The following is a 16082-nucleotide window of genomic DNA, read 5'->3' as shown; positions in this document are numbered from 1 at the left end:
GGCATCAGTGACGGAAGAAGACCGATGATCGACACGTACACCGATCCGGGGACACCGGACCGGCGGGGCGGCTGGCACTTCCTGTGGTGGCTGGTCACCCGGCAGACGCGCCGGTCGGTCACCGGCGCGGTGGTCTCCTCCGTGTGGATGGGGCTCACGGCACTGACGCCGTATCTGCTGTCCCGGGCCATCGACGAGGGACTGGCACCGGGCGACGGGCCCGCGCTGGCGGGCTGGACGGCCGCCGTACTCGCCACCGGGGTGTTCAACGCCGGTCTCGGCGTGCTGCGGCACCGCACCATGACCAAGATCCGGATGGACGCCAACTTCCGTACGGTCAAGCTCGTGGTCGAGCACGCCGCCCGGCTCGGCGCGGCACTGTCGCGGCAGACCGGTACGGGGGAGATCGTCACGGTCGGCGTCCGCGACGTGGACACGATCAGCACCTCGCTGACGATCGTCGGGCCCGGTCTGGCCTCGGTCGTCACCTACGGCGTGGTGGCGGCGCTGCTGCTGCCGGTCTCGGTGCAGCTGTCTGTGGTGCTCCTGCTCGGGGTTCCGCTGACGGCCGGGCTCATCGGGCCGCTCACGGTGCGCCTCCAGGGGACGGAGACGGGGTACCGCGAGGGGCAGGCCGTGCTGACCGCGCGGATCGGCGACCTCGCGGGGGGCCTGCGCGTCCTGAACGGCCTCGGCGGCAAGGGGCTGTTCGCGGACGCGTTCCGCCGCGACTCGCGCAAGCTGCGCGAGCAGGGCTACCGGGTCGGCGCGGTGACCAGCTGGATCCAGGCGCTGGGCATGGGGCTGCCGTCCGTCTTCCTGGCCGTGGTGACCTGGCTCGCGGCCCGGCTGGCCGCCCAAGGGGAGATCACCATCGGCCAGTTGGTGTCCGTGTACGGCTACGCCGCGGTCCTGGTCCTGCCGGTGTACTTCTTCATCGACTGCGGCTACGAACTCTCCCGGGCCGTGGTCGCCGCGCGGCGCGTCGTACGGTTCCTGTCCCTGGAGCCCGCCGCCTCTCCCCCGGACGCGCTCGACGCCCCGGGGTCCCCCGCCGTGCTGCACGATCCGGAATCCGGGGTCCGGGTGGTCCCGGGGAGGCTGACCGCGCTGGCCGGGGCCCGGCCGGAACGGTCCGCGGCCGTCGTCGACCGGCTCGGCCGGTACTCCGCCTCGGACGTGACCTGGGGCGGCGTACGGCTCGACGCGGTCGCCCTGTCCCAGGTGCGGGAGCGGATCCTGGTCGCCGACAACGAGGCCGACCTGTTCGCCGGCACACTGCGCGAGGTGGTCCGGGGGCACCGGGAGCCCGCCGAGGAGAGGGTCGCCGAGGCCGTGCGCACGGCCGCCGCCGACGACATCGTCCTCGGGCTGCCGGGCGGCCTCGACGCGGCCGTCGACGCCCAGGGCAGGAACCTGTCCGGCGGGCAGCGCCAGCGGGTCCGGCTCGTCCGCGCGCTCCTCACCGATCCCGAGGTGCTGCTCGCCCTCGAACCGACGTCGGCGCTCGACGCGCACACGGAGGCGAGCGTCGCGGCCCGGCTGCGCGCCGCCCGTTTCGGCCGTACGACGCTCGTGACCAGCACGTCGCCGCTCGTGCTCGACCACGCGGACACCGTCTGTTTCCTGGTCGACGGGAAGGCCGCGGCCACCGGCACCCACCGCGAACTCCTTCGGACGGAACCGGGGTACCGCTCGCTGGTGGCCCGCGACACGGAGCCCGACGCGGACCCGGACCGGGGCGCGGAGCCGGACCGGGGCGCGGAGCCGGGTACGGAAGCGGAGCCGGGTACGGAAGCGGAGGGGGCCGTGGGTCCCGTGGCGGGCGTGGACGAGGAGGCGGCGCTGTGACGGACCGGCTGCCGGTGGCGGGGCGCGCCGAGGTGCGGCGGGCGGCGACGCGGCTGATCCGGGCGGACGGGCGGATGTTCGCCGCAGTCCTCGCCCTCAACGCGCTGGCCGCGACGGCCGGTCTGGTCGGCCCCTGGCTGCTCGGCCGGATGATCGACGACGTGCGCGGCGGCGGCGGTGTGGAGGTGGTGGACGGGCCCGCGCTCGTCATCCTCGCGGCCTCGCTGGTCCAGCTGCTGCTCTCGCGCTGGGCCGGCTATGTGGGCTACCGCTTCGGCGAGCGGTCGCTCGCGCGGGTGCGGGAGGAGTTCGTGGAGCGGACGCTGACCCTGCCCGCCTCGGTCGTGGAGCGGGCGGGCACCGGCGATCTCACCGCTCGCGGCACCGCCGATGTCACGGTGGTGGGCGACACCCTGCGCGACACGGGACCCCAACTGCTGATCTCCGGGGCGCAGGCGCTGTTCGTCCTCGTCGCCGTCTTCGCCATCGACCCGCTGCTCGGCGCCTGCGGGGTGCTGGGCCTGACCGGCATCGGGTTCGCGCTGCGCTGGTATCTGCGCCGGGCGCGCGCCGCCTATCTCGCGCAGGGGGCCGCCGGCTCCGAGGTCGCCGAGATCCTCGCGGCCACCGCGTCCGGCGCCCGCACGGTGGAGGCGTTCGGGCTGGGCGGGCACCGGATCCGGGCGAGCCGGGACGCGCTGGAGGTCTCCCGGGTGACGCGGATGCGGACGCTGTTCCTGCGCAGCGTGTTCTTCCCGGCCGTGGAGACCTCGTACGTCCTGCCGGTCGTGGCCGTGCTCCTGGTGGGCGGCGCGCTGCACGCCCGGGGGACGCTGAGCCTCGGGACCGTGGTCGCCGCGACGCTCTATCTGCACCGGCTCGCCGACCCGCTGGACCAGATCCTGAACCGGGTCGAGCAACTCCAGAGCAGCGGCGCCTCGTTCGCCCGCGTGGAGGGTCTCGCGGGCGCGCCGCGCGCGGCCTCGGCCGGCTCCCCGGTGCCGGTGGACGACCGGATCGACGTCACCGGGGTGCGGTACGCCTACGAGCGGGGCGGCGAGGTGCTGCGCGGGGTCGATCTGACGGTGCGGCCCGGGGAGCGGCTGGCCGTCGTGGGCCCCTCGGGCGCCGGGAAGACCACGCTCAGCCGGCTGCTGGCGGGGGTCGACGCTCCGGGCAGCGGGACGGTGACGGTCGGGCGGGTGCCGGTCGTCGCCCTCGACCCGGAGCAGCTGCGACGGCACGTCGTCCTCGTCACCCAGGAGCACCACGTGTTCCTCGGCACGGTCCGTGACAACCTGCTCATCGCCGAACCGGGCGCCGGTGACGACGCGTTGTGGGCGGCGCTCGCGGCGGTCGGGGCGGCCGACTGGGCCGGGGAGCTGCCTGACGGTCTGGACACCGAGCTGGGTCCTGAGGCGCTGCGCGTCGACGGATCGCGGGCCCAGCAGCTGGCGCTGGCCCGGGTGGTGCTCGCCGATCCGCACACCCTGGTCCTCGACGAGGCCACGGCGCTCCTGGACCCGACGACCGCCCGGCACACGGAGCGGGCGCTGGCCACCGTGCTGGAGGGCCGGACCGTCATCGCGATCGCCCACCGGCTGCACACCGCGCACGACGCCGACCGGGTGGCGGTGATGGAGGACGGCCGGCTCAGCGAACTGGGCACGCACGACGAGCTGGTGGCGGCAGAAGGGCCGTACGCGGCGTTGTGGCACTCGTGGCACGGCGACGGGGCCGGCACCGGGAACGGGAACGGGGCCGAGAACCGGGTCGAGGACGGGATCGAGGACGGGGTCGGGGTCGGGATCGAGGACGGGATCGAGGACGGGGTCGGGGTCGAGGACGGAGGCCCCGCGGCCGGCTGACTCACGTCCTCCGGCCCGGACCGGTCCGGACGACGGCCCCTACCCGGGACCGTCCCCTTCAGCGGATTCCCCGGGGTGCTCGCCGCCGGGTCCACCGTCGGCGCGGCGGCGCAGTGCGGCGAGGGCCGCTTCGAGCTCGTCGTCCGCCCGGCGTTGCAGCGCTTCGGGATCGGGCTCCGTACCGGCCGGCTCTCCGAGCACGGGCACGGGTACCGGGGTGGGCGGGGACGCGGGTGATGTGTCCGTGGCGGGCGGCTGACCGCCGAGGAGCCGGTCGTAGAGCCACCGGCAGGCCTCGCCCTCGTCGGTGAACCGCTCGAAGACCTCCCGGGTCCCCCGCTCGTGGACGCCCACGGTCCAGTCCCCGTCGTGGCCGTCGAGGAACCAGCGGTCGGCCGCACGACGGTCGCCGGGGCAGTCCGCGAGCTCGTAGGAGGCGGCGGGAACCCCGGCCTCCCGGAGGGCCCGGCACAGGGCGAAGCGGTCCATGCGATCGGCCTTCCGCCGGGGCGGAGCCGGCCCGGTCGTCGCCGGGTCCGGCTTCCGCGCGGTCGTGCGCCACCCTGGGGGCGGGATCAGCGGTCGGTGCGCACCAGCGTGCCGTTGCTCACGAGGTCCGCCACCGTGGTGCGGGGGATGTCCGGGCAGAACCTGCTCGACGTCACGTACTGGGTGCCGAGGCCGGGCTGTTCGAAGCCGGGGGCGGTCTTGCCCGCGCAGACCGTCACGTCCTTGGCCAGCCGGTAGGAGTGGTAGTTGTTCGGGTAGCGCGGGTCCATGGTGTCGAGGCTCGACGGCGGGATGGCCCGCTTGCCGTACTTGGTGCCCTTGGGGGCCAGGAAGCGGCCCGCCTCGCTGCCGAAGCGGTCGAGCCGCAGACCGGCGTGCAGCAGGAGCGGGGCGGCGAGCACGGTCCCGTTCCGGTGGGTGTAACCGTCGTCCGGCGGGTAACGCCAGTCGCCCTGGCCCGAGTCGGCGGTGGGGTCCCACCACTTGTCGAGGAACTTCACGGCGGTGAGACCGCCGAGCCGGTCGTACCGGTCGAGGATGCGTCCGAGGACGCCCCGGGTCGGCAGCCACCTGGGGCCGAGGCGCCAGTCACCGCAGAAGTACAGACGGCGCAGCCTCGGCGAAATGGGGTCCGGTACGAGCCCCTGGCACACGCGCGAGGGGTCCGACCCGGCGTGCTCGTCCGCCGGCTTCACATGCCCGGGGGCCGGCTTCGGCTCGGGGGTGGCGGACAGGGCGTGGACGCCGGTCGCGGGGCCGGCGTCCGGACGGTCGGGCGCCGCGGACGAGACGGAGGCGCCGAGCATCAGAGAGCCGGTCAGGCCTCCCAGCGCCGCCAGGCTCGCACACCAATGTGACCTTCTCACCAAACCTCCTGCGGAAGTACGTGTCCGGCTCGCACCGCTGCGCCCGGTCCGGGGCGCCCGGTGCGGGCCGGAATGCCGTGGATCACTCAAACCGCAGGGGCGGGGGGCGGGCGAGCTGACGTGCCGGAAGCCGCTCGAAAGGGTCTGGGCTTCATTCCGTTGCTGACGGCGGGCCGGTCATCTGGCGGTACGGGCGCCCGGCCGGAGGTCCGCCCTCCCGCCGGGCCTCGCCCTGTCTCCATCACGCCGAGACGAACACCCGAAGGCCAGTCCGTATATCGAACATGACTAACCGGACAACGGACCGTTTCCGGCCATTTTCGTGATGTGGTCCTGACAGAAAGGGTTATCTCCTGCCACTCTTCCCTCGGCAACTTCACAGCAACCTCACAGCAAATCCGCTGTGTTGTGCCGAACGACCCCATGCACCTGGTTCCGCGTACCGCCCAGTTCTGCCCGGACGGGTCCCTCCATCGTCCGGTCTCCCCTGGCCGCGCGACCCGCGGCCATGCAGAAGGAGTCAGTGTTGAGCAGCAGTTCTCCCCACAGACGCACCTCCCACATCACCAAGCGCCGCGTCGCCGGTGTCGCCCTCGTCGGCGTCTCCGCGCTGCTGGCCGCGGCCGTCCAGTCGGGCGCCGCGAGCGCCGCCCCCGAACAGGCCCCCCGGGCGGGCAGGATCAACCCGGGCGCCGTCACCATGAAGCTCACCGCCTCACAGCGAGCCGAGCTGATACGCGACGCCGACGCGGCCAAGTCCACGACCGCCCGGGACCTGGGTCTCGGCGCCGGCGAGAGCCTCGTCGCCCGTGACGTCATGAAGGACGCCGACGGCACCGTCCACACCCGCTACGAACGGACGTACGACGGACTGCCGGTGCTCGGCGGCGACATGGTCGTCGACACCGCGAAGTCCGGAGCGACCGGGCACGTCTACAAGGCGACGGGCGCGTCCCTCAAGGTCGCCACCCTCAAGCCCTCGGTGGCCGCCGGCACGGCGGAGAAGCAGGCGCTGTCCGCCGCCAGGGCCGCCGGTTCGAAGAGCACCGCCGCCGACCGCGCGCCCCGCAAGGTGATCTGGGCGGCGAGCGGCAGGCCGACCCTCGCCTACGAGACCGTCGTCGGCGGTCTCCAGGACGACGGCACCCCCAACCAGCTGCACGTCATCACCGACGCGGCCACCGGCAAGAAGCTCTACGAGTACCAGGGCATCGAGACCGGCATCGGCAACACCCAGTACAGCGGACAGGTGAGCCTGACGACCACGCAGTCGGGCTCCAACTTCACCCTCACCGACGGCGCGCGCGGCGGCCACAAGACGTACAACCTGAACCGGGGCACGTCGGGCACCGGCACGCTGTTCTCCCAGACGAGCGACACCTGGGGCAACGGCACCACGTCGAACGCCGCCACGGCCGGCGCGGACGCGCACTACGGCGCCGCGGAGACCTGGGACTTCTACAAGAACACCTTCGGCCGCAGCGGCATCAAGAACAACGGCGTCGGAGCGTACTCGCGCGTCCACTACGGCAACGCGTACGTCAACGCGTTCTGGGACGACACCTGCTTCTGCATGACCTACGGCGACGGGACCGGCAACGCCGACCCGCTGACCGCGCTGGACGTCGCGGGCCACGAGATGAGCCACGGTGTCACCTCCAACACCGCGGGCCTGAACTACTCGGGCGAGTCCGGCGGCCTCAACGAGGCCACCTCGGACATCTTCGGCACCGGCGTGGAGTTCTACGCCAACAACTCGACCGACGTGGGCGACTACCTCATCGGCGAGAAGATCGACATCAACGGCGACGGCACCCCGCTGCGCTACATGGACAAGCCCAGCAAGGACGGCGGCTCCGCCGACAGCTGGTACTCCGGTGTCGGCAACCTCGACGTGCACTACTCGTCGGGCGTCGCGAACCACTTCTTCTACCTGCTGAGCGAGGGCAGCGGCGCGAAGGTCATCAACGGCGTCAGCTACAACTCGCCCACCTCCGACGGGCTCCCGGTCACCGGCATCGGCCGCGACAAGGCGCTCCAGATCTGGTACCGCGCGCTCACCACCAAGTTCACCTCGACCACCAACTACGCGTCGGCGCGCACCGGCACGCTCGCGGCGGCGGGTGAGCTGTACGGCACGACCAGCGCCGAGTACACCGCCGTGGCGAACGCCTGGGCAGCGGTGGCCGTCGGTTCTCGGCCGGGCGGTGGCGGCGGTGGCGGCACGTCGTTCGAGAACACGACCGACGTATCGATTCCGGACAACGGTCCCGCGGTCACCTCGTCGGTCACGGTCACCGGCCGCACCGGCAACGCCCCGTCGAACCTCGCGGTCGCCGTGAACATCGTGCACACCTGGCGCGGTGACCTCCAGATCGATCTGGTCGCCCCGGACGGCTCGACCTACCGCCTGAAGAGCACCAGCTCGTCCGACTCGGCGGACAACGTGAACACGACCTACACGGTCAACGCGTCCTCCGAGGTCGCCAACGGCACCTGGAAACTGAAGGTCCAGGACAAGGCGGCCCAGGACACCGGCTACATCGACAGCTGGAAGCTGACCTTCCCGTAGGCCGCGGCCGAGGTCCGCGAGCCACCGGCACACCAGGGCGCCGCCCCGGGGATCCGACTCCCCGGGGCGGCGCCCCCGTCTGCCCGCACGCGGGTTCGCGCCGACCCGTTCCCGACGGCGATCGGCCGCCGCCGGAGAACCCGATTGTTCACCTGATCGACGATTTTCGGCCAAGGTCCTTAGGGCCTCCTGACATGTACGCGTCTGGGATGGCACGCTTCACCCGCACGGCTCACCCGCACCGCAACTTCACAACCGTCCTTCTGGCCCCCACGCCGTACGGACGTCCCCACAAGAAGGAGCTTGCGTGACTCCCCTCTACGCGCGTCACAAGCGCACCACTCTGGCCATCGCCACCGCTGTCGCCGCCGGAGCCCTGCTCACCACCGGTCTGACCACCGGTGCCGTCGCCCAGACGGCTGCCGCTCCCGCCGGCAAGACCACCCCCCTCGCCGGTTCGCCCGTCCTGCTCTCCGCCTCCGCGCGCACCGCGCTCATCCAGAAGGCCGACGCCGCAACGACGGAGACGGCCCGCCGAATAGGTCTCGGCGCCAAGGAGAAGCTGGTCGTCAGAGACGTCGTCAAGGACGCCGACGGCACGGTGCACACCCGCTACGAACGCACGTACAACGGACTTCCGGTGCTCGGCGGCGACCTGGTCGTGCACGAGAAGGCCGGCAAGACCGAGGGCGTGACGAAGGCGACCAAGACGTCCATCAAGGTCGCCTCGCTCAAGCCGCTGGTCACCACCGCCAAGGCCGAGAAGCAGGCGCTGACCGCCGCCAAGACCGCGGGCTCGGCCAAGACCACCGCCGACCAGGCACCCCGCAAGGTGATCTGGGCGGCCACCGGCAAGCCGACCCTCGCCTACGAGACCGTCGTCGGCGGTCTCCAGGACGACGGCACCCCCAACGAGTTGCACGTCATCACCGACGCGGCGACCGGCAAGAAGCTCTTCGAGTACCAGGGCATCGAGACCGGCACCGGCAAGACCCTCTACTCGGGCACGGTCACCCTCAACACGACCCTGTCGGGCTCGACGTACAGCCTGACCGACGGCACCCGCGGCGGCCACAAGACGTACAACAAGTCGCACACCACGTCCTCCTCCGCGGGCACGCTGTTCACCGACGCGGACGACGTCTGGGGCACCGGCGCGGCCTCCAGCTCCACCACCGACCAGACCGCGGCCGCCGACGCCGCCTACGGCGCCCAGGAGACCTGGGACTTCTACAAGAACACCTTCGGCCGCAGCGGCATCAAGAACAACGGTGTCGGAGCGTACTCGCGCGTCCACTACGGCAGCGCGTACGTCAACGCGTTCTGGGACGACAGCTGCTTCTGCATGACCTACGGCGACGGCACGGGCAACACGCACCCGCTGACCTCGCTGGACGTGGCCGGTCACGAGATGAGCCACGGCGTCACCGCCAACACCGCCGGCCTGAACTACTCGGGCGAGTCCGGCGGCCTCAACGAGGCCACCTCCGACATCTTCGGCACGGGTGTCGAGTTCTACGCCAACAACTCCTCCGACGTGGGCGACTACCTCATCGGCGAGAAGATCAACATCAACGGCGACGGCACCCCGCTGCGCTACATGGACAAGCCCAGCAAGGACGGCGGCTCCGCCGACTACTGGTCGTCCAGCGTCGGCAACCTCGACGTGCACTACTCGTCCGGTGTCGCGAACCACTTCTTCTACCTCCTCTCGGAGGGCAGCGGCGCCAAGACGATCAACGGAGTCAGCTACAACTCGCCCACGTACAGCGGCACCACGGTCACCGGCATCGGCCGCGCCGCGGCGCTCCAGATCTGGTACAAGGCGCTGACGACGTACTTCACGTCCTCGACCAACTACAAGTCCGCCCGCACCGGGACCCTCTCGGCGGCGGCGGCGCTGTACGGCTCCGGCAGCACCCAGTACAACGCGGTCGCGGCCGCCTGGAGCGCGGTCAACGTCAGCTAGCGAATGTGATCGAACCGAGGCGGCACCCGGCACCGAACGTGCCGGGTGCCGCCCTACGCTTGCCCCCATGCCCTACACGTACGAGGACGTGGGCGCGACCCGCGAGGACCGCTGCCCCCCGGGTTTCCACCGACTGCACGTCCGCTCCCGCATCGGCGAGGGCGAGGCCGTCTTCCGTCGCGCCTCCGAGGCGCTGATGACCTGGGAGCTGCACCGGGCCATGGGGATCCGCATGGTCTCCGAGGCCGGCAAGGCGGCACCGGGCGTCGACGTCACGGTCGCGATCGGCCCGGTCAAGGCCCCCTGCCGCATAGTCTGGACCGCCGAGGAACCCCGCCGCACCGCGTGGGCCTACGGCACGCTTCCCGGTCATCCCGAGTGCGGCGAGGAGGCCTTCGTGGTCTCCCGCACCGGCGACGGCACCGTCTGGCTGACGGTCACGGCCTTCAGCCGGGCGGCCACGTGGTACGCCCGCGCGGGCGGCGCGGCCACGCGCGGACTCCAGCGCGCCTACGCCCACCGCTGCGGCAAGGTGCTCAGACGTCTGTGCGCGGGCCTCGACACCTGAGACATCACCCCGCGCCGCGCACCGGCCGGGACCGGCCGACGCGAAGGGGTGAGCCGTCGTCCACGGCTCACCCCTTCGCGTACCGGTGAGGTCGTCGCGTCTCACCGCATCAGCAGACCCGCGCCCTCCCCCGTCTCCTCGGAGGGCACCGCCACCAGGCCCAGTTCCGCTCCGGAGGCCAGCAGGCGGTGGGACGGCAGGATCCGGACGGTGTAGCCGAAGGAGCCCGTGCGGTCGAGGGCCAGCGGACCCTCGTACGCCCAGCGGCCCTCCAGGTCGGGGCCGCCGACCGGTTTCAGCGGGACACAGACCGCGTCCGCGATGCGGTCGTCGGTGTCGACACGGCCCGCGACCGCTTGCACCTCCACGTCCTCGGGGGCGAGGTCGCCGAGGCCGACCCGGACCCGCAGCGACAGCATGGTGCCCAGTTCGGCCGTCGTGGTCGCCGAGGACGCCTCGACGTGATCGACGGTGATCCGCGGCCAGGCGGCACGGACCCGTGACTTCCAGGCGGCCAGTTCGGTGGCCGCCTCGGCGGTCAGGGAGCGGTGGGCGTGGGCCGCGGGCGCGTACAGGCGCTCCACGTACTCGCGCACCATCCGGCCCGCCAGGACCTTCGGACCGAGGTGGGTCAGCGTCCGGCGGACCATCTCGATCCACCGGTCGGGCAGGTCCTCCCGGCCGCGCTCGTAGAAGCGGGGGGCCACCCGCTCCTCCAGCAGCTCGTACAGGGCGCCGGCCTCCAGCTCGTCGCGCCGGTCGTCGTCGGTCGCGGTGCCGTCGGCGGTCGGGATCGCCCAGCCGAAGTCGGGCTGGAACCATTCGTCCCACCAGCCGTCCAGGACGGAGAGGTTGAGACAGCCGTTGAGCGCGGCCTTCATCCCGCTCGTGCCGCACGCCTCCAACGGGCGCAGCGGGTTGTTGAGCCAGATGTCGCAGCCCGGGTAGAGCTTCTGCGCCATCGCCATGCCGTAGTCGGGCAGGAAGACGATGCGGTGGCGCACCCGGGGGTCGTCCGCGAACCTGACCAGCTCCTGGATCAGCCGCTTGCCGCCGTCGTCCGCGGGGTGCGCCTTGCCGGCGACGACGATCTGCACCGGCCGCTCGGGATGCAGCAGCAGGTCCATGAGCCGGTCGCGGTCGCGCAGCATGAGCGTCAGCCGTTTGTACGAGGGGACGCGGCGCGCGAAGCCGATGGTGAGGACATCGGGGTCGAGCACGCCGTCGATCCAGCCGAGTTCGGCCGTGCCGGCGCCGCGCTGCCGCCAGGACGCCCGCAGCCGGTCCCGTACCTCCACCACCAGCTGTTCGCGCAGCACCCTGCGCAGGTCCCAGATCTCCTGGTCGGCGATCTCGGCCACGGCGTCCCAGCGGTCCGAACCGCCCACGGTCAGCGCGTCCTCGGTGCGCTGCGCGCCGACCTGCCGGGCGCCGAGGCGGACGACCTCGGGCGCCACCCAGGTCGGGGCGTGGACGCCGTTGGTGACCGAGGTGATCGGCACCTCCTCCGGGTCGAAGCCCGGCCAGAGACCGGAGAACATCTCCCGGCTGACCTGGCCGTGCAAGAGGGAGACGCCGTTCGCCCGCTGGCCGAGGCGCAGGCCCATGACCGCCATGTTGAAGAGGTTCGGCTCGCCTCCGGGATAGGTCTCCATGCCGAGGGCGAGGACGCGCCCCACGTCGATGCGCGGGAGTTCGGCGTCGGCGCCGAAGTGCCGGGCGACCACCTCCCGGTCGAAGCGGTCGATGCCGGCGGGCACCGGGGTGTGGGTGGTGAAGACCGTACCGGCCCTGACCGCCTCCAACGCGGAGTCGAAGTCCAGTCCCCGGTCGCCGAGTTCGGCGATCCGCTCCAGGCCGAGGAAGCCCGCGTGCCCCTCGTTGGTGTGGAACACCTCGGGCTGCGGGTGCCCGGTCAGCCGGCAGTACGTCCGGACCGCCCGTACACCTCCTATGCCCAGCAACATCTCCTGGAGCAGCCGGTGTTCGCTGCCACCGCCGTAGAGCCGGTCGGTGACCCCGCGTTCGCCGAGGCCGTTCTCCTCGACGTCGGAGTCGAGCATGAGCAGCGGGACCCGGCCGACCTGGGCCAGCCAGATCCGGGCGTGCAGGGCGCGGCCGCCGGGCAGCGCGAGGGACACCTGGGCGGGGGTGCCGTCGTCCTCGCTCAGCGGCACCACGGGCAGTTCGTTGGGGTCGAGGACCGGATAGTGCTCCTGCTGCCAGCCCTCGCGGGACAGCGACTGGCGGAAGTAGCCGTGCCGGTAGAGCAGGCCCACGCCGATCAGCGGGACGCCCAGGTCGCTGGCGGCCTTGAGGTGGTCGCCAGCGAGGATGCCGAGGCCCCCCGAGTACTGCGGCAGCGCGGCGGTGAGGCCGAACTCGGGCGAGAAGTAGGCGATGGCGGCGGGCAGGTCGGAGGTCTGCGTCTGGTACCAGCGGTCGCCGCTCAGGTACGTGCGCAGGTCGTCGCGGACCTCGGCGAGCCGGTGCAGGAAGCCGCTGTCCGCGGTGAGTTCCGCGAGCCGCCCGGCCGGCACGCTGCCGAGCAGGCGTACGGGGTCTGCGCCGCACTCCGCCCAGCGCTCGGGGTCGACGGACCGGAAGAGGTCGCGGGTCCCGGCGTGCCAGGACCAGCGGAGGTTGCGGGCCAGGTCACTGAGCGGGTGAAGGGCTTCGGGGAGAACGGGTCGGACGGTGAATCTGCGGATCGCCTTCACGAATTCCACCTTCACGGAGGACGTACGCGGCTAAGGGACGCACGGCGTTGTGCGGCCTTCGTCACCCACGACGTTAGCGGCGAGGGTGCCTTCGCGACACGGCGCATCGCGGCACGGCCCCCGATCGGGTCCGACCGTGTGACATCAGCGTGAAATAGACGCAACCCTCACGGACACCTCACGGACAGCATGGCCGATTCCGCCCGCATGGGCGGCCTTGTGGTGCTTCGCGCCGCACGAGAGGCTCACCGGGTGACGTGCGGCCGGACCCTGCCCGCGGCGGCCGGCTCCGGCCTCGGTGCGTCCAGTCGAGGAGGGGAAGTCAGGTCATGGCACGGACGAGGAAGTGGCGTCTGCGCTGGGCGGCGGGGGTCACCGCGGTCATGACGGCCACGGTGGTTTCGGCCATCGCACCGCCCGCGCAGGCGGCTCCGGTGGGGCGGATACTCGGCGCGGGGGCGCCCGGGTCCGTCGGCGGCAGCTACATCGTGACGCTCAGGGGGGACGGACGGGCTCCGTCGGGGGCGGGGGCTGCGGCGCTCGCCGCGCGGTACGGAGCGAGAATCAGCCACACGTACGACGCGGTCCTCGACGGCTTCGCCGTGCGGGCCGGCCGGAGAGCGGCCCGGCTGCTCGCCGCGGATCCGCGGGTGGCCTCCGTCGTCCAGGACACCCGGGTGACGTTCGCCGGGGTCCAGGACACCGGTACGGCACCGGGCCGCGTCCAGGAGAACCCGCCGTCGTGGGGTCTGGACCGGATCGACCAGAGGGGCCGGCCGCTCGACGGGCGGTACACGGCGCCCGGGCCGCGGGGAGCGGGGGTGACCGTCTACGTCATCGACACCGGCATCCGCATCACGCACCGGGACTTCGGGGGCCGGGCGAGCTACGGCTGGGACTTCGTGGACGACGACGCGACGGCGCAGGACGGCAACGGCCACGGCACCCATGTCGCCGGAACGGTCGCCGGGACCTCGTACGGCGTGGCCAAGAGGGCCAGGGTCGTCGCCGTCCGCGTCCTCGACGACCGGGGGGCCGGGTCCACCGCCCAGGTCATCGCGGGCATCGACTGGGTCACCCGGCACGCGAGAAAGCCCGCCGTGGCCAATCTGAGCCTGGGCGGGTACGCCAACGCCCAGCTGGACGCGGCCGTCCGCACCTCCATCGCCTCCGGTGTGACCTACACGGTCGCGGCCGGCAACTCCGGGCTGCCGGCCTCGCTCTACTCCCCCGCCCGGGTCGCCCAGGCGCTCACGGTCGGCGCGACCGACCGCAACGACGCGCGGGCGCCCTTCTCCGACACGGGATCCTCGCTCGACCTCTTCGCGCCGGGGGTGGACATCACGTCGACTTCGTACACCGGTGATCTGGCGAGAGCGACCGGTTCCGGTACGTCGATGGCGAGCCCGCACGCGGCCGGGGCGGCGGCGCTGTATCTGGCGGAGCATCAGCGGGCCACACCGGACCAGGTGGTGAAAGCGCTGGTGAGACACGCCGTACCGGGAAGGGTGTCGAACGCGGGTCCGGGTTCGCCGAACAGACTCCTGAACGTCGGCTGACCCTCGCGCGACGCCGGTGCGACCAGGGTGATTCGGCCACACCGCACCGGCCTCGCCTGCCCGGGACGAGGCCGGTCTTGTGTGTAGACATACGCGTGAGTAGTTAACAAAGTGCCGGAATGCCCACCCGCATAGGGTGGGAAGGCTCCTCCGGTACGCCCGCAGGCCCCACCTCCCCACACTCATCCGCCCACCCACGTTGACGCGGACAGGAGCGGTCATGCCCGCCACGCACCACACGTCGCCACTCCCGACGAACACCCCCGAGACACCCCTAACCCGCGCGGCAGGGGACGGGCCCCGTACTCACGGAAAACCATCGACCGCCGGCGCGTCCGACTCCGGCGCGCGCCCGGCGAGCGCCGGTGCCTCCGGCCCGCGCACCGGTGCGCCCGCCGTCGCCGCACCCGTCCTCGGCACACCACCGGCCGGCGCACCCGTCGCCCCGCAGCCGCCGTCCTCGGACACGTCCGCTCCAGGATCGTCGTCCTCGGACGCGTCCGCTCCGGGCACCCCGGCTCGCCGCGCCGCCTCCAAGCCCCGGACGGCCAAGTCCCCCGCGAAGCCGGCCAAGACGTCCGCCGCCAAGACGGCCAGGACGGCCAAGACGGCCAAGTCGTCCGCCGTGAAGGCGGGGAAGAACGTTCCGGCGCCGGAGAAGACCGCGCCGAAGGCGGCCGGGACCCCTCCGAGGGCGGGCCGGGTCGCCGTCCCCGCCACGCGCACCCCCGACGCGGCCGACGGCCCCCTCGCCCCGGCCGCCACCCCGGTGACGGCCGTCGGGCGGATCCCCGTCCTGGACGTCCACCCGGTCGTGCAGCAGGGGCGCCGTCCCGCCAAGGCCGTGGTGGGCGAGGAGTTCGAGGTCTCCGCCACGGTCTTCCGCGAGGGCCACGACGCCGTCGCCGCGAACGTCGTCCTGCGCGACCCGGACGGCCGCCCCGGACCGTGGACGCCGATGCGCGAACTGGCCCCCGGCACCGACCGCTGGGGCGCACGGGTCCGCGCGGGCGCGGAGGGCCGCTGGACGTACACGGTGGAGGCGTGGGGGGACCCCGTCACCACCTGGCGGCACCACGCGGGCATCAAGATCCCGGCCGGCCTCGACACCGAACTGGTCCTTGAGGAGGGCGCCCTGCTGTACGAGCGGGCGGCCGCCGCCCTGCCCAGGGGTGCCAAGGGCAAGCGCGCCAGGGACACGGTGCTCGGGGCCGTGGACGCGCTGCGCGACACCGGCCGGCCCGTGGCCTCGCGTCTCGCCGCCGCGCTCACCCCGGAGGTGGACGCCGTGCTCGCGGAGCATCCGCTGCGCGATCTGGTGACGTCCTCCGAACCGTTGCCGTTGCTGGTGGAGCGGGAGCGGGCGTTGTTCGGTGCGTGGTACGAGTTCTTCCCGCGTTCGGAGAACGGGCGGGGCGGTGCGTCGGCGCACGGCACGTTCCAAACGGCCGCCGGGCGGCTGCCCGCGATCGCGGAGATGGGCTTCGACGTCGTCTACCTCCCGCCGATCCACCCCATCGGCACCAGCCACCGCAAGGGCCCGGACAACACCCTGTCCGCGGGACCCGAGGACGTCGGGGTGCCCTGGGCGATCGGCTC

General features: G+C 72.6%; 10 protein-coding genes. 7 read left to right on the top strand and 3 right to left on the bottom strand.

Translation table 11 applies throughout. The annotated features are described in order from the left end of the window. Positions 1–24: 24 nt before the first annotated feature. Both ACZ4AA_RS28065 and ACZ4AA_RS28060 read left to right on the top strand, forming a co-directional pair. Positions 25–1851, top strand: coding sequence for an ABC transporter ATP-binding protein (locus ACZ4AA_RS28065; protein WP_467608874.1), 1827 nt, complete (start codon positions 25–27; stop codon positions 1849–1851). Then, positions 1848–3719 carry an ABC transporter ATP-binding protein gene (locus tag ACZ4AA_RS28060; protein ID WP_467608870.1) on the top strand — a complete coding sequence of 624 codons (1872 nt, stop codon included), beginning with the start codon at positions 1848–1850 and terminating at the stop codon, positions 3717–3719. Before ACZ4AA_RS28065 ends, ACZ4AA_RS28060 begins: the two co-directional genes overlap by 4 nt. A 39-nt stretch (positions 3720–3758) precedes the next feature. On the opposite strand, the gene ACZ4AA_RS28055 is transcribed toward ACZ4AA_RS28060, so the two are convergent. After that, entirely contained in the window at positions 3759–4208 is a 450-nt protein-coding gene (locus ACZ4AA_RS28055; RefSeq protein ID WP_467608867.1) for a hypothetical protein, read from the bottom strand. Between the two features lie 86 nt (positions 4209–4294). After that, positions 4295–5095: a TNT domain-containing protein gene (locus ACZ4AA_RS28050; protein WP_467608862.1), complete on the bottom strand. Its 801-nt coding sequence runs from the start codon at positions 5093–5095 to the stop codon at positions 4295–4297. A gap of 526 nt (positions 5096–5621) precedes the next feature. On the opposite strand from ACZ4AA_RS28050, the gene ACZ4AA_RS28045 reads away from it, so the two are divergent. The 3 genes from ACZ4AA_RS28045 (at position 5622) to ACZ4AA_RS28035 (ending at position 10204) form a co-directional block, all read left to right on the top strand. Then, complete coding sequence (locus tag ACZ4AA_RS28045) at positions 5622–7667, top strand: M4 family metallopeptidase (RefSeq protein ID WP_467608859.1); 2046 nt, start codon at positions 5622–5624, stop codon at positions 7665–7667. Positions 7668–7974: 307 nt separating this feature from the next. Continuing rightward, positions 7975–9636 carry a M4 family metallopeptidase gene (locus ACZ4AA_RS28040; RefSeq protein ID WP_467608856.1) on the top strand — a complete coding sequence of 554 codons (1662 nt, stop codon included), beginning with the start codon at positions 7975–7977 and terminating at the stop codon, positions 9634–9636. 67 nt (positions 9637–9703) lie between these two features. After that, positions 9704–10204 carry a DUF1990 family protein gene (locus tag ACZ4AA_RS28035; RefSeq protein ID WP_467608854.1) on the top strand — a complete coding sequence of 167 codons (501 nt, stop codon included), beginning with the start codon at positions 9704–9706 and terminating at the stop codon, positions 10202–10204. A 101-nt stretch (positions 10205–10305) separates the two neighbouring features. On the opposite strand, the gene glgP is transcribed toward ACZ4AA_RS28035, so the two are convergent. Then, entirely contained in the window at positions 10306–12924 is a 2619-nt protein-coding gene (glgP, locus tag ACZ4AA_RS28030; RefSeq protein WP_467608851.1) for an alpha-glucan family phosphorylase, read from the bottom strand. Positions 12925–13253: 329 nt separating this feature from the next. On the opposite strand from glgP, the gene ACZ4AA_RS28025 reads away from it, so the two are divergent. Together ACZ4AA_RS28025 and ACZ4AA_RS28020 are read left to right on the top strand one after the other, a co-directional pair. Continuing rightward, entirely contained in the window at positions 13254–14483 is a 1230-nt protein-coding gene (locus ACZ4AA_RS28025) for a S8 family peptidase (RefSeq protein WP_467608848.1), read from the top strand. Between the two features lie 220 nt (positions 14484–14703). Next, positions 14704–16082, top strand: a 1379-nt coding sequence (locus ACZ4AA_RS28020; protein WP_467608845.1) for a maltotransferase domain-containing protein, incomplete at its 3' end; no start/stop codon positions are given.

It is taken from the genome of Streptomyces sp. NPDC024698, from assembly GCF_055559015.1.
The sequence above is the reverse complement of the archived record's forward strand: the minus strand, read 5'-3'. Positions and strand labels throughout refer to the sequence as shown.

Bases quoted from the DNA above. Each gene is read 5' to 3' on its own strand.
- ACZ4AA_RS28065 (WP_467608874.1), top strand. From the start codon at position 25: ATGATCGACACGTACACCGATCCGGGGACACCGGACCGGCGGGGCGGC.
- ACZ4AA_RS28055 (WP_467608867.1), bottom strand. From the start codon at position 4,208: ATGGACCGCTTCGCCCTGTGCCGGGCCCTCCGGGAGGCCGGGGTTCCC.
- ACZ4AA_RS28035 (WP_467608854.1), top strand. From the start codon at position 9,704: ATGCCCTACACGTACGAGGACGTGGGCGCGACCCGCGAGGACCGCTGC.
- ACZ4AA_RS28025 (WP_467608848.1), top strand. From the start codon at position 13,254: ATGGCACGGACGAGGAAGTGGCGTCTGCGCTGGGCGGCGGGGGTCACC.